The sequence below is a fragment of the Mesorhizobium sp. M0047 genome (assembly GCF_040323315.1).
Lineage (GTDB): Bacteria > Pseudomonadota > Alphaproteobacteria > Rhizobiales > Rhizobiaceae > Mesorhizobium.
Genome location: NZ_JAMYUW010000008.1, coordinates 166,178 through 178,915, shown reverse-complemented (window position 1 = coordinate 178,915; position 12,738 = coordinate 166,178). Strand labels below are relative to the sequence as shown.

Sequence of the window (12,738 nt, the reverse complement as noted above, 5' to 3'; positions counted from 1 at the left end):
GCGATGCCGTTATGCAATTTTCGGATCGTTCGGATCGGCACAACGTTTATCCCTGACCCAAGGAGGACCTGAGACATGGACCACGACCGGAACGACAGGATACGTGAGCGCGCATACCAGATCTGGGAACGCGAAGGCAGGATGCAGGGTGATCCCGAGCGACACTGGCTCCAGGCCGAGGCCGAGATCGACAGGGAGGCAGCGCTGCCGCCGACGGCAGGCGATGCTGCACCCGGCGAGATCGCCAGCTCCGACGTGCTGGAAGTCGAGGCGCTGGCGGTGCGCACCGGCATATCGGGCGACGAAGCACAGGAGTTGATCGACAGGCTGGGCCACGACCGCGCCGCCGTCGAACAAGCCGCGCGCAGCCTGAGCGCCAAAAGGCGGCGAAGCCTTGGTGAGGGGCAGGCGAAATGATCCGGAAGCTCAAAGACGGAAAATACCGCCTCTATTCACGCAAGAAGGACGAAAAAACCGGGAAAAGGCGGAACCTGGGCACGTTCGATACGCGCGAGGCGGCGGAGAAGCATGAGAAGGAGGTGCAGTATTTCAAGCGGCATTGAGGGCGCCGCTGTTCGCAGGACAGGCAAGCGGCGGGCCTGGTGGCAACCCTCTACTGCAGCGTCCGTGCACTCTGCCAAAGCCAGATTGTGAGCGAGCCGGATCGCCCACGGATCTGTGTTTCCACAGGTCCTTTCAGGGTACCTGATTTGAACAACACGCACTCGCGGCCGGCGACATTAAGCATTATGTCACTCACCGCGACTTCAGCATTCTGGTCGGCCGCGATCTCCATCAAGCGACTGGCAACGTTGACTGTGTCACCTATGGCTGCGATGTGCTGACGGCCTTCGCTACCGAGCCGAGAGGCTACGATTGTTCCGTGGTGGGCTCCAATCTTGAAGCCGAGTCGGGATGCAGTCGATGCAGGCAACGAGGCGAGCCAATCGTTGGTGCGCTTGGAGAGCCCCACACAACAGCGGGCGGCATTGAAGGCGTCATTCGGCGCTGGTTCCGGCAGACCGAACAGGATCATGGCTCCATCACCCATGAAATTCGTGACGACGCCACCGCAGCTCGTCACTTCTTCGCCGACCAACGCATGAAAACCGTTCAGGAGCTCGCGTGTGGCGACCGGTCCCAATGTTTCACTTAGTCCCGTGAAGCCGGACAGATCAATGAACAGGATGGCGGCGTCTCGCCGGACGGGCTCCGAGAGGAAGTCGCCATGCTTGGCCAGCCACTCCCCCATGCCTGGGGCTTCAACGCGTTGAAGCAATTGGCTCTGCGTTGCGAAAAATTGGGCCCGGCGCCTGCCCAGCCAAAGCTGCGCGGCCCCGAACAGGATGACCGGCGGAACGGCGGCGGTTATCGGCAACGCGGCGCTCAGCCAGATGTGGTGCGAGAAAGCGGCCATGTTGACCACCAACCAGATCAGGACCACGCCGGCGATCGCCGCGAGGCCGGCGGCGTTTCGCCGCCATGCCAACAGCCCGACAAGAATCATTGGCAGCACCACTGCAAAGCCGGCATCCGCAAGCCGAACATGCTGGTCTCGCACTATTCCGTCGCCGGCCATCAGATGGGCAATCGCCGTCGATATGACTTCGACGCCCGGGAGTACGGAATCGAACGGTGTCGGGAAAACATCGCCGGTGCCGGTTGCGGTTGCTCCGATCACAACAATTCGATCCCGGATCGTGCCGGGATCGAATTGGCCGTCCAGCACGATCGCCGCGCTGATCGTGCGGATCGTGCCGCGGGGACCATAGAATATCAGGGGCAGGATGTGACCAATGTCCGTCCGAATAGACCGTCCGCTTAGGGATAGATGATCGGCTGCGATTTCTGGATCCTCTCCTGCTGCCATGGCGGCAACACGCAATGGGAAAGACACTTCCAGCCGATCTCCGGCCCGAAACAGCAACGGCACGAACCGGGGCGTTCCCGTCTTGTCGGTGGCCACGTTCACGACGCCGACGGCCGCGACATCCGAGAACGCTTTCAGGGGCCACAGGAACCGCTCGGCATTCGGCACGCCGGCGATGGGTCCTTCGCCCACCGTCCATTGTTTGCCTCCGGGGTAGACCGCCGCGGCTGCGATTACGCTTGCACCCCCGCTCAGCGAACGCGCGAGCGCGTCATCATTGTCTTTTGCCGCGGGATCGACCAGCAGCAGGTCGATCCCAATGGCTTTCGGTCCAAGCCGCGCTATCGTATCGACAAGCCGGGCAAGCGTGGCGCGGTTGAGGGGATATGTACCCTCGTGCCGCACCGCGTCGTCGTCTATCGCGACAATGGTCATCAGCTCCGGTGGCTTTGCCGTTCCTCGAACAAGCGTTCGAAGATCGGTCATCGTTGCTTCGACGCGATCGAGAAACCACAAATTGCCGCGCCAGTGCGCGAAGCCCAGGCCGGCGCCCCAAAGACCCGCCAGGATGAGCGCGATCAGCGTCGGAAGCGCTCGCCTGCTCACAGCAGTTCACTGGCCGAAACGGGCCAGCAATGCGGAAACGCGCTTGGCGGGCCAGCGCTTGACGGTCAGTGGTCCTGTTCCGGCCGCGACGTCGACGCCTTCGCCCGGCGCCAGCACCACGCCGGCACTGGACGCCGGCCGGTTTACGGCGACGCGACCCCTGAGGACGAAAACAGACGTCTTGCCCTGGCCAACGTCGACCGCCCATTTGGTGCCGCGCGCTGCGGCGATCGCCTGCGGGGTGACAACCGCGAAGCCACCCGGGACCGAGCCGGCCGGAGCATCGAGCAGCAGCGCCTTGCGCCGCAACCTGACCGCATCGGCCCTGCCGTTTCGATCGCGGTCCACCAGCGTAAAACGAGCGCCACCTTCGACAATGATGGTAATGCCTTCCCGACATTTCAGAATCTGTCGGGATGTGCCGGCCACCGGCTTGAACGTACACGCTGCGTCCTGCGCCAGGGCGGCATCCATCCAGAAGACACCGGTAAACAGGCCAGCCACAAGGCCACGAAAAAATCGACCTCTTGCGCTCATCAACGCCTCCTTGCTCTTGCGAAAATATGCGGCAAGAAAATCTTCCGCCGCCAGCCTGACAGCATGCTTGCGAACCGGCACTTGCAACCGCGATGCGCTGAGGGATGCCGACCGGCGATCCTAGCACGACAAACCTGCTCCGACACCAAGCAAGGCCCCGGCCGCGGTGCGAATGTCGAGGAATATCAGGCGGCCACCTTTCTGGTAGCCTTTCGATAGGAATTTATTCTTGACGCCGTGAGGGCAGCTATGCTACATATTCGTCCATGGTATCGATCTGCGCCCGCTCGCCAGGACGGGTTTTTGCGTTTTTGCTTCGTCAATCAACGCGGCGGCACCCTGACCCCTAGCCCGGATTCTTGCGCTGCTCTCCCCTTGTTGGCCTTTGCGGGGAGTCCCTTGAGGCAGGGTGATCGCAAACGGAAAGCCAAGTTTTTCTTGCCCTACGAATACCCGCACCCCTGACCCTCCCGACAAGGAGCCGATCGACGGGGGAGAGGAAAGGCGCGAGATTTGCCAATCTTGGCGCCCCTTCTCTCCCTCCGGAGGGGGGAGAGGTGGCGCCGCGAAGCGGCGACGGAGTGGGGGAAGGCGTTAGCGAAACGCGCAGCCGCAAGACAGGCACAACCGGGCGAGCAGGAAAGCTCAGGCATGCGGCATTCAGGCGGAAGCATTGCTTCGATGAAAGGTCGACCCCCACTCCGTCGAGCTTCGCTCGCCACCTCTCCCCCGATCGACGGGGGAGAGGAAAGGCGCGAGATTTTCCCACCGATCACGCACGGCCGGCTCGGCATGACGATTTTCGCCACTTCGCTGGCCTCCTGCAGGCCTCCCGACTCTCCTCAAACGATCTTGACGCGCCGCGTGACCTGGCCATTGCTCTCCCAGTATGTGTGCTTCTTGGCAATCAAGGGATCGTCCATTGCTGGTTGAATTTGTCCCGTGGTGCTGATCGCGCGCGAGGTCACCGTGTGTTCTCCCTGCGAGGGGTTTGCCCAGGGCAGGGACCAGATTTTCCAGGCGTGTTCGGCCTCCTCGCTGTGGTCGATAGTCGCCTGCGCCCAAGGCGCTTGATCGATTTGCACTTCGACCCGGTCGATCGGTGCCCCCCAGGCTGCGCCGACGATGGCGTAGTCCGCGCCTTTCTTGGTGACTTTCGCTGGTGCCGACTTTAACAGCGCTCGGCCCACCGAGGTCTCGGCCCATACGGTCTCGCCATTGTGGTCTTCCTCCCGGATGGTGACATAGTCGCGGGCCATCAGAAGGCTCATGAACCTTGTGTCGCGAACCTCGATGCGCTTCAGCCACTTGACGTTGGCGATTCCGTACCAGCCCGGAGCAATGAGCCGCAGCGGGGAACCGTTGGGCGCCGGCAAGGCGGCGCCGTTCATTTCGTAGCAGAGCAGATTGTCCGGGCTCATCGCGTCGGCGAGCGACATGCTGCGCGCGAAATTCTGCTTCATCTTCACGTCGCGTATTGCGACCTCGCTTTCGTCAGTACCGAAAAAGACGACTTCGATGCCCTTCTCCAGCACGCCGGCTTCCTCGAGGATCGGCGCTAGCGGCGTCCCTGCCCAGCGGGCATTGCCGATGCCGCCGGTGAAAAAGGGAAACCCGTGGTTGCCCGAGCATTCCACAGTGAAAACCACCTCCTTGCGCGGCCGCGCCTTGATGTCGGCGAGCGACAGCTTCAGAGGCTTCTTGACCAGGCCCTCGATCTCCATGGACCATGTCTTCTCGTCGATCGTCGGTCGATTGAAATGCGAGATGCTGAAGAACTTGTCGTTTGGCGTTATCCAGCTATCCAGATCCTCCCAGACAAGCTGCGTCTTGATACCTTCCGGATTGGGGTTTTCGGTCGGCTGATCCAGCCACGGAACAATTTCCTCGCCCGCCCGTGTTGGAAAAGCGTAGGCGCGACGCGAGAGAGCAGCGATCGCGACAAGAGTCGCGCTTCCTTGAATAAGAAGTTCTCTGCGTTGAATGCTATGCATGTTGTTTACCTCCCAGTTGATCCGGAACAGGCTGCAACGTGCGATAGGCCGTAGCCTGATCACGGATAGGCGGCACAATGAAAGTCATGCCCAGCCGGAAGTATCCGGATAGGTCAGACAATCACCGACGCACCTCAAGCATGTGTTGGGCGAAAACGCTGGCATGCGTTTCGCAATCCAAGAGTGCGCCTTTGAAAAGGACGTGTCCACAACCTGGACGGGACATGACAATTATGTGGCAGACCGATTTCCTGTCGTGCCAGGATCATTGCTGCGAAGATCGCAACAAACCGGCCGGGGCCTTCGGTGGGGCGCAAGGGCGGAGGCGCTGAAGTTGCGCCGCCGCGATCGCCTGGTGGCGAGTTCCGACGTGCTGGAGGTCGAGGTGCGCACCGGCATATCGGACGACGAGGCGCAGGCGCAGATCGACAGGCTGGGCAGCCGCGGCACCGTCGAGCAAGCCGCGCGCAGCCTCAAGGCCACGCGGAAATCCTGATCGCCAGGCAGAGCGAGATGATCCGGAAACTGAAAGGCGGAAAATACCGGCTTTATTCGCGGAAGAAGGACGAAAAAGGGAAAAAGGCGGAACCTGGGCGCGTTCGATACGCGCGAGGCGGCGGAGAAGCATGAGCGGGAGGTGCAGTATTTCAAGCGGCATTGAGGGGGCGAGTCGGGAACCAGAACTTCAGGCGCAACAGGTTGTCGTGTGTCCTGAAAGCACAACATGCGGATATTCAGGGGGCTATGGTGTGACCGGGTTGACGCTTTCGCTTTCGCGAGCGTCGTGCCGCCAATTCATTTTGATAGGCGGCCTCGTCTCGACGAAGTTTCCTGTCAGCCCGCATAAATGCCTTGGGAATTGCATCCCTTATTTTGATGAAGGTCTGTATCTCTAGGATACGATCGAGGTTCTTGAGGCTGCCAGTTAGCAATGTCGTAATTTGCAGCAAAGAATAGGCGGTATGCTGTGCTGGCTCAACCAAACCTGCGTTGGTGCGACCCGCCACAAGGACGTTATCCCGCCCGAAACTCGACAGGCGGAAAAACATAGTTCGCGCGCCGGCGTGAACGTTGAAGCTTGCCATTTTGTAATATGCGTTCATACCGGCGCGGCCAGCTTCTTCCTGAAGATCTTTGAAAGTAGGTTTTCTTTTGTTCAATCGTTTTGCCGCCCATCCGTATGGCGAGGCGAATTCCGTGCCATAGCTTGCGATAGATTCAGAAAATTCCATGTCGATGCTACGTTGTTCCCTTTTTCCAATTGGTGCATACCCCAGAGGAACTTGCGTCTGATTGTAATCATCTGCTTGTCGCTTCACTTCAACGGCGTCGTGGTTAATGTAGCGTTCCGCCAGAGTTTCGTCGCCGTCGGCGATAAGGGTCGCCACAACCGAAAGCTCATGCAGGGTGCGCCAGCGGGCCATCGCGCCATCGGCAAACCCGTTGGACATGAGGGTGATGACCTCATCGGCAACTTGGCATGATCGAGCGTGCAGATTGGTGAGAACGAATTCACGATTGGAATGCTTTTTTGATTTCGATCTCTGGCGCCGTTTGAGATTTTCGCTGCCAAACTCCCGGCAGCAAGTTAAGAGCATGCGCAGAAGGTCCAAGCCCTCGCCCCAGCGCTCTTCAATCCGCTCACAAAATTCATCGGTCTCGAAACGCTGAATAGCCCCCTCTGTAGGCCAGCGGTCTTTCAGATTCTTAAAATAATGACTTCCGGCTCTGTCGAAAACTTCCTGGGTGATGTGGGGTAGCCGCTCAGTAATTTTCAAAGTTAGTGCTTTAAGCTCGAGGGCATCTGTCTTATCAAGCTTGAGTGTCAGATTCCGAAGTTCGTGCGGCTCCTCGCCGGTCTCTTTGTCGATCCAGATGAAGGGTTGGTCGCGTCTAGATGCGATGTGATCTGCTAAGGCATCGATCGCCGCTTGGGGAATTTCAATACCGTCACGCGCCAGCTTTTTCTCCAAGAGCTGACGCATTACCGTCTTTGAAATATTTCCGATCTGAGCTCGGAAGATTTTATGCATCGAGTCCATCGTTTGGCGGCAGCTTTTCCTAGATCGAGGGAGAATTGGGAAAAATCGCTCTTGAACATTCGCGACTAGGCGGGCGGCTCAAGGATGTTATAGCGAGAGCCAAGCGCCACCCACCAGGTGAGGCAAGAGTCCGATTGGCTAGGCCCTAACCTTCTGCGCACCCTACCTTTGTCAATCACACGTTGGCTCGTCCGAATAATACGTGTCCGACAACTTGTATTCGGTCAGGATGAAGTGACGAGCAAGGGCGTGGATCACCTCAGCTGCAGAATAGAGGCGTTGAATCTCCGGCGAAGCATCGGCATCGGAGGGAAAGCATTCCGATGCGTGTGCCGTCGCCACTCGGCAGTTGTCAAAAACATACTTTTCAATATCCTTACCCTTGCGATCAGAATCGAACCGCACAAGGACTTCTCGGCGGAGCGAGGCAGAGACCTTCGTGAACACATCTTTGATCCAGAGCTTTGTTAGGTTCTGCTCGCCACGCTTTGAGCTCGATCTTTTTTCGAAGACCTTGAAGAAGCTCAGCACCTCGAAGGTGACCAGTCCCGCTTGACGGGCGTTGAGGCCCTCCCTGTAATATGCCAGCCGCTGAAGCAATTCTAGATTTTCAGGGAGGGATCGGTTGAACACCCAATCTGGCGTCGTTGAGAACCCGCCCTCAGAACGTCGAACAGGAACCGGCACTGGGTTGCCCGACCAACCATCCCCCAGCGCTGCGTAGCGGTCGTCGCACCAGCTTAGCAAGCTAAGGAAACGATTGAGAAGGGTCCTTGCGGCTTCTGCGGAAAGTCGCTCGTTTGCCAGGTCGATGCTGATCGAATGCGAATTTTCCTTTGTCCTAGGAAACATTACGAAATGGTGGCCCGCAAACTGCGTGCGAGTCGGTTCCTTCGGCCATGTAACCTGTGTGTCGATGCCGAGATTCATGAATCGCGAATTGCGGCGTGCACCTAGGCGGTGGTGAAAGTCATCACGCTCCTCTTCAGTTTCATATTCTTGCCAATCGGTCTTCAGTGGCAGGTCGAGATGCCGCGAAATAGCGACGTCTCTACGGAGTCGGTTGAAGAATTCGCGCCCCAATACTAGCTGCCGCGCGGATGGAGCGTGAATACGGTCGTGGTCGTAGCCCTGTTCCGCTCCCTCACGGAGCAGAGTGACGGCCATATCGGAGACATAGGAAATGGTCCTTCTTTCCCCACCCTCTTCGACCACGGCTTTCGCATAGTGCTCGTCACCGTTTTGCTTGCGTGCGATCGAGAACGAAAAGGTGATGACCGATCCGCAAGCCTCATCGCTGGCTAATACGGCCGCGATAGACGCCAACAAGGTCTTCGTCCCTCGAACGGATGCAGCCGGACCACCGACGGCGCAGAGACCGCCGAGGACGAGCGAAACGTGTCCGGCCCAACTAGGCAATGTTGGAACAAATCCCAACACCGCACTGGCGGCCTGTTCATCCGAGAGGCGGACGCCTGCGCGTTCTCGACCGCGTGGCAGTAGACCATAACCACGCAATGTCTCGAAGCGCTTGAGGGTATCCTCAAACTTTCCCGGCTCGGCGAGTTCACGGTGTAGAATGTCAGCGAGATGACGAGCGTACATGTCCAATTTGATACACTGTGCCCACGGTGGGTGCCAGGGGGCCTAATGAGGTTCGAATGTCTGCTTCTGGCGCTTAGACTTTCGAGCCCCCGACAATGCCTGTCAGGAACCTTAATTCCAGCTGTCCTCTGCCCCCTCGCATTAACCATTCGTTAACCATTCCCTCGCTAGCGTTTACCTCTCAGTAAGGATTCGCCAGCCGTGACTTTTGCCGCTCCCCTCGAGGCCAAATCCATTCGCTTTCGTGCCCGTTCCTTCGTCGCTTTCACGCTGACTCCGGAAGATCCCTTGGCGGCCTGGCTGGAGGGGCTGGATCACTGGATCGGCAACTCGCCGGGCTATTTTTCCGGGCGGCCGGTGCTGCTGGATTTGAACACGCTGAAGCCGGGCCCAAGCGAGATCGCGGCGCTGGTGGCGGAGCTTGGTACGCGCGGCATCCGCATCTATGCCATCGAGCTCGAAGGGGCTTCGCTGGGCGCCGAATTGCCGCCGGTGCTGGTCGGCGCCAAGGAGGCGACGACGGATGGCCTGCTGCCTGGCCGCAAGCCGCGGGAGGATGTTTCCGGTATGTCAGATGGCAAGGCCGAGGGCAGGGCGCCTGAAGCCGGCCCGGGCGGCAAGGCTGGCGCAAGCAAGGTGGACGAAAGCGAGCCTCAGCTTGCGCAGGAGGTTTCGGGCACGTTGATGATAAAGGCGCCGATCCGCTCCGGCCAGGCGATCGTGCATCCGCATGGCGATGTCATCGTGCTGGGATCGGTCGCGTCCGGCTCGGAGATCATCGCGGCGGGCTCGATCCATGTCTACGGCACGCTGCGCGGGCGCGCTTCGGCGGGTGCGCTGGGCAACAAGGGCGCGCGCATCTTCTGCCGCAAGAACGAAGCGGAGCTGCTGGCGATCGACGGCTGGTACGTCACCGCCGAGGAGATGGAAGGCATTTCGCGCGGCAAGCCGGTGCAGGCGTTTCTCGACGGAGAGGGCCTGCGCGTCGCGACACTGAGCTGACATTCGATAATGGGACGGCCGATGGCCGTGCTGACATTCGACAATGGGGCGGCCGACGGCCGCCCGGCAAGAACACAACAACAACGGAGGCTTTTTCATGGGCAAGGTAGTGGTGGTCACCTCGGGCAAGGGGGGCGTCGGCAAGACGACCTCGACGGCGGCCCTTGGTGCCGCGGTCGCCAAGACCGGCAAGAAGGTGGCGCTTGTCGATTTCGACGTCGGCCTGCGCAACCTCGACCTGATCATGGGCGCAGAGCGGCGCGTGGTGTTCGACCTCGTCAACGTCATCCAGGGCACGGCGAAACTCTCGCAGGCGCTGATCCGCGACAAGAGGGTGGATACCCTGTTCCTGCTGCCGGCCTCGCAGACGCGCGACAAGGATGCGCTGACCGAGCAGGGCGTCGGTGAAGTCATCGACAAGCTGCGCTCGGTGTTCGACTACGTGTTCTGCGACAGCCCGGCCGGTATCGAGCGCGGCGCGCAACTCGCCATGCGCTTTGCCGACGAGGCGGTCATCGTCACCAATCCGGAAGTGAGCTCGGTGCGCGATTCCGATCGCATCATCGGCCTGCTCGACGCCCGCACCATGAAGGCCGAGCAGGGCGAGCAGATCGCCAAGCACGTGCTGGTCACGCGTTACGATGCGGCCCGCGCTTCGCGCGGCGAAATGCTGTCCATCGACGACGTGCTGGAAATCCTGTCGGTGCCGCTGCTCGGCATCATCCCCGAGAGCCAGGACGTGCTGCGCGCCTCCAACCTCGGTTCGCCGGTGACGCTATCGGAGCCGCTCAACACCGCTGCCCGCGCCTATCTCGACGCCGCCAGGCGGCTCGAGGGCGAGGAATTGCCTGTTATCGTGCCCTTCGAACGCAAGGGTTTTCTCGATCGTCTTTTGGGAAGGAGGGCGGCATGAACCTGCTCGACATCTTCAAGCGGCGCTCCAGCGCGCCGGTGGCGCGCGAGCGGCTGCAAGTGCTGCTCGCCTATGAGCGCCGCAACCGCAGCCAGCCCGATCTCGTCTCCATCCTGCGCGAGGAGATCATGGCCGTCATCGCCAAGCACGTGCAGATCGACCAGGACTACATCCAGGTCTCGATGGACCGCGGCGAGACCATGTCGACGCTGGAAATCGACATCCAGATCCCCAACAAGAGCGCCGTGCCGCTGGCCATGGCGGGGTGACTTAGCAAGACTTGGGTTCCTCGCCCCCGCAAAGCGGGGGAGAGGTGCCTCGCGCAGCGAGGCGGAGAGGGGGCCGCGCGACGCTGGCAGGTTCCCTCTGAATTCATTGAAGTCGAGCCATCCCCCCGCTCCGTCTCGGGCTTCGCCCGAGCCACCTTGCCGGGGCGAGCCACGGGTCTCGCCCGTCCTTCGGACCCCCCACTCCGTGGGGGCGAGGAACCCAAGTTCTGCAAGGCCAGCGCCGACACCCGCGCATTGTCGCTCGCGGCATCTCCCCCAAAATGTCCTGCATTAACCTTCGTTGCGTCGGGGGCTTCCCCTACGCAATCGGCGGATGTAAGGATATATTAGGAATTTGTTAAGTTTCCAGTCGAGGTGTGCGTAAGGGGAGTTCGGCCATGAACTTCAGAGGCCTGATCAAACGTGCTGAAGAGGTAGATAAAGCAGTCCAGGACCTGCAGGTCGTATTGGCGGATCAGGACCTGCAGATCGAATTGGCGGACGCGCTGGACGCAAGTCTGGACGCCGAAGACCTGGCACCGCCAAACAGCCAAGATGTCCCCACCGCGGACACTGACGACCCGCCACCCGAGGCCGATGCTGCAAGCGCGGACAGTTCCGACGATACGGAGAGTTCCGAAAACGGGCCACGATTGACGCCTCATACCCAGACCCGACTTGCTGCACTGAGTGCCTTTGAAGGGCTCTTCCATGACGCCAGGGATTATCTGGAGGAGATCAACGACAAGCTGTCGGAGATCGGGACCTCACACCATCTGACGCGCGAATTCCTCAACATCCTCCACAACGACATTCTTCGCGCCAACGAGCTGGAGCTTACAAATGCCAGCCTGGCCGCCGAACAAAGAACGCTGGCGGAAAAGCTGCACGACACGGTGAGAAAGCTGCGCGAACGTGAGGGCGCCTTCGAAGTGCTGCAACAGCGCGAGACAAGCCTGGTTCAGGACAGGGAGGCGCTTCGTGCGGCGCTTGCCGCGACAAGGCTGGAACTCGTGGAGACAGCCAATGCGAACGCAAAACGCGAGGCGGAGTTCGGCGACATCGCCAAGCGGCTGACCGGCAGAACGGTCGAGGCCAACAGGCGCTTGCGCGAGAGCAAGATGCTGCGGGAAAAGCACGTCAAGCTGTCGATCGAGCTCGACAAGGCGCTGAAGCGGGAATCCCAGGCGCGCCACAGGCTCGACGAGCTCTCGACGATCCATGCCAGCGAAGCAGCGCGGCTCGCGGAACTGCTGGCCGCGCTCGGCAAGAGCGAGAAAGAGGAGATGCGGCTCCAGAAGTCGCTTGAGGCCGCCCAGGCGAAGCTGTCGGAAACCACCGAAGCGGCGCGCCTGATGGAAGGCGACAAGGAAGCCGAGCTGGCTCGCAGCCAGGCGGAAATACGCGGCTTGGGTTCGGAGATCCAGAACCTGCAGTCGCGACTGGAGCAAACCTCGAACGAGAACAGCGAGGCCGCCAGCGAGATCGCCAGGCTCAAGAGCGAATTGAACGACACCCTGGCCGAAAAGAAAATCGCCGATGAAAGGTTGTCCGCTCTCAACCATGAGAACGAAAACGACAAGCAGAGCCTTTCGAAAGTGAACGCCAATCTTTCACAGCTTGCGCTGCAACAGGCATCTGAACAGATACAGTTCGACGTCCAGAGGCAGGAATGCGAGGACCTCAAGGCCGAGATCGCCTCGCTCAATGCGCGGATCAAGGAATTGCTGCCTTACGAGCGGCTCCACAAGGCGACGAGCGCCAGGCCGCGCGAGGCCGAGGTGGTCGAGATTGGCGGCGTCGTGGCGGAGAAGGCCCGCGCAGCGGGCAGGCGGCGCATCCGCAGAAATCTCCGCGCCTCGACATAGCGCAATTCAAAGCTCGCCGGGGGCCTAAACCG

12 protein-coding genes are annotated in these 12,738 nt (G+C 60.4%); 7 read left to right on the top strand and 5 right to left on the bottom strand.

Going from position 1 to position 12,738, the window contains the following annotated elements; all coding sequences use genetic code 11:
* The first annotated feature begins 75 nt into the window (after positions 1-75).
* Both NKJ89_RS10450 and NKJ89_RS10445 read left to right on the top strand, forming a co-directional pair.
* Complete coding sequence (locus NKJ89_RS10450) at positions 76-417, top strand: DUF2934 domain-containing protein (protein ID WP_352602146.1); 342 nt, start codon at positions 76-78, stop codon at positions 415-417.
* Positions 414-563 carry a hypothetical protein gene (locus tag NKJ89_RS10445; RefSeq protein ID WP_010910556.1) on the top strand — a complete coding sequence of 50 codons (150 nt, stop codon included), beginning with the start codon at positions 414-416 and terminating at the stop codon, positions 561-563. The genes NKJ89_RS10450 and NKJ89_RS10445 overlap by 4 nt, the downstream gene beginning before the upstream one ends.
* Positions 564-613: 50 nt before the next feature.
* Here NKJ89_RS10445 and NKJ89_RS10440 read toward each other — a convergent pair whose 3' ends face one another.
* The 3 genes from NKJ89_RS10440 to NKJ89_RS10430 form a co-directional block, all read right to left on the bottom strand.
* Entirely contained in the window at positions 614-2,476 is a 1,863-nt protein-coding gene (locus NKJ89_RS10440; protein ID WP_352602144.1) for a CHASE2 domain-containing protein, read from the bottom strand.
* 6 nt (positions 2,477-2,482) lie between these two features.
* Complete coding sequence (locus NKJ89_RS10435; protein WP_502904121.1) at positions 2,483-3,013, bottom strand: FecR domain-containing protein; 531 nt, start codon at positions 3,011-3,013, stop codon at positions 2,483-2,485.
* 842 nt (positions 3,014-3,855) lie between these two features.
* Entirely contained in the window at positions 3,856-5,007 is a 1,152-nt protein-coding gene (locus NKJ89_RS10430) for a sulfite oxidase (protein WP_352602142.1), read from the bottom strand.
* A gap of 334 nt (positions 5,008-5,341) precedes the next feature.
* Between NKJ89_RS10430 and NKJ89_RS10425 the strand changes: the two genes are divergently transcribed.
* Complete coding sequence (locus tag NKJ89_RS10425) at positions 5,342-5,503, top strand: hypothetical protein (RefSeq protein ID WP_352602140.1); 162 nt, start codon at positions 5,342-5,344, stop codon at positions 5,501-5,503.
* A 238-nt stretch (positions 5,504-5,741) separates the two neighbouring features.
* Here the strand turns inward: NKJ89_RS10425 and NKJ89_RS10420 are convergent, their stop codons facing one another.
* Both NKJ89_RS10420 and mauJ read right to left on the bottom strand, forming a co-directional pair.
* Complete coding sequence (locus NKJ89_RS10420; protein ID WP_352602138.1) at positions 5,742-7,040, bottom strand: DUF5677 domain-containing protein; 1,299 nt, start codon at positions 7,038-7,040, stop codon at positions 5,742-5,744.
* A 180-nt stretch (positions 7,041-7,220) separates the two neighbouring features.
* Complete coding sequence (mauJ, locus tag NKJ89_RS10415) at positions 7,221-8,654, bottom strand: methylamine utilization protein MauJ (protein ID WP_352602210.1); 1,434 nt, start codon at positions 8,652-8,654, stop codon at positions 7,221-7,223.
* A 201-nt stretch (positions 8,655-8,855) separates the two neighbouring features.
* Between mauJ and minC the strand changes: the two genes are divergently transcribed.
* The 4 genes from minC to NKJ89_RS10395 all read left to right on the top strand — a co-directional run bounded on the left by minC (position 8,856) and on the right by NKJ89_RS10395 (position 12,706).
* Positions 8,856-9,656, top strand: a complete 801-nt coding sequence (minC, locus tag NKJ89_RS10410; protein ID WP_352602136.1) for a septum site-determining protein MinC — start codon at positions 8,856-8,858, stop codon at positions 9,654-9,656.
* 97 nt (positions 9,657-9,753) lie between these two features.
* On the top strand, positions 9,754-10,569 hold the full coding sequence (gene minD, locus NKJ89_RS10405; protein WP_031260481.1) for a septum site-determining protein MinD: 816 nt from the start codon (positions 9,754-9,756) through the stop codon (positions 10,567-10,569).
* Positions 10,566-10,838, top strand: a complete 273-nt coding sequence (minE, locus tag NKJ89_RS10400; protein WP_352486085.1) for a cell division topological specificity factor MinE — start codon at positions 10,566-10,568, stop codon at positions 10,836-10,838. Before minD ends, minE begins: the two co-directional genes overlap by 4 nt.
* Positions 10,839-11,236: 398 nt before the next feature.
* Positions 11,237-12,706, top strand: a complete 1,470-nt coding sequence (locus NKJ89_RS10395) for a coiled-coil domain-containing protein (protein WP_352602134.1) — start codon at positions 11,237-11,239, stop codon at positions 12,704-12,706.
* Positions 12,707-12,738: the final 32 nt, after the last annotated feature.

What these genes read in the sequence shown, in the direction of transcription:
- NKJ89_RS10395 (WP_352602134.1), top strand. Translation starts at nt 11,237, where the DNA reads ATGAACTTCAGAGGCCTGATCAAACGTGCTGAAGAGGTAGATAAAGCA.
- minD (WP_031260481.1), top strand. Translation starts at nt 9,754, where the DNA reads ATGGGCAAGGTAGTGGTGGTCACCTCGGGCAAGGGGGGCGTCGGCAAG.
- NKJ89_RS10445 (WP_010910556.1), top strand. Translation starts at nt 414, where the DNA reads ATGATCCGGAAGCTCAAAGACGGAAAATACCGCCTCTATTCACGCAAG.
- NKJ89_RS10435 (WP_502904121.1), bottom strand. Translation starts at nt 3,013, where the DNA reads ATGAGCGCAAGAGGTCGATTTTTTCGTGGCCTTGTGGCTGGCCTGTTT.
- NKJ89_RS10430 (WP_352602142.1), bottom strand. Translation starts at nt 5,007, where the DNA reads ATGCATAGCATTCAACGCAGAGAACTTCTTATTCAAGGAAGCGCGACT.
- mauJ (WP_352602210.1), bottom strand. Translation starts at nt 8,654, where the DNA reads ATGTACGCTCGTCATCTCGCTGACATTCTACACCGTGAACTCGCCGAG.
- minE (WP_352486085.1), top strand. Translation starts at nt 10,566, where the DNA reads ATGAACCTGCTCGACATCTTCAAGCGGCGCTCCAGCGCGCCGGTGGCG.
- NKJ89_RS10450 (WP_352602146.1), top strand. Translation starts at nt 76, where the DNA reads ATGGACCACGACCGGAACGACAGGATACGTGAGCGCGCATACCAGATC.
- NKJ89_RS10420 (WP_352602138.1), bottom strand. Translation starts at nt 7,040, where the DNA reads ATGCATAAAATCTTCCGAGCTCAGATCGGAAATATTTCAAAGACGGTA.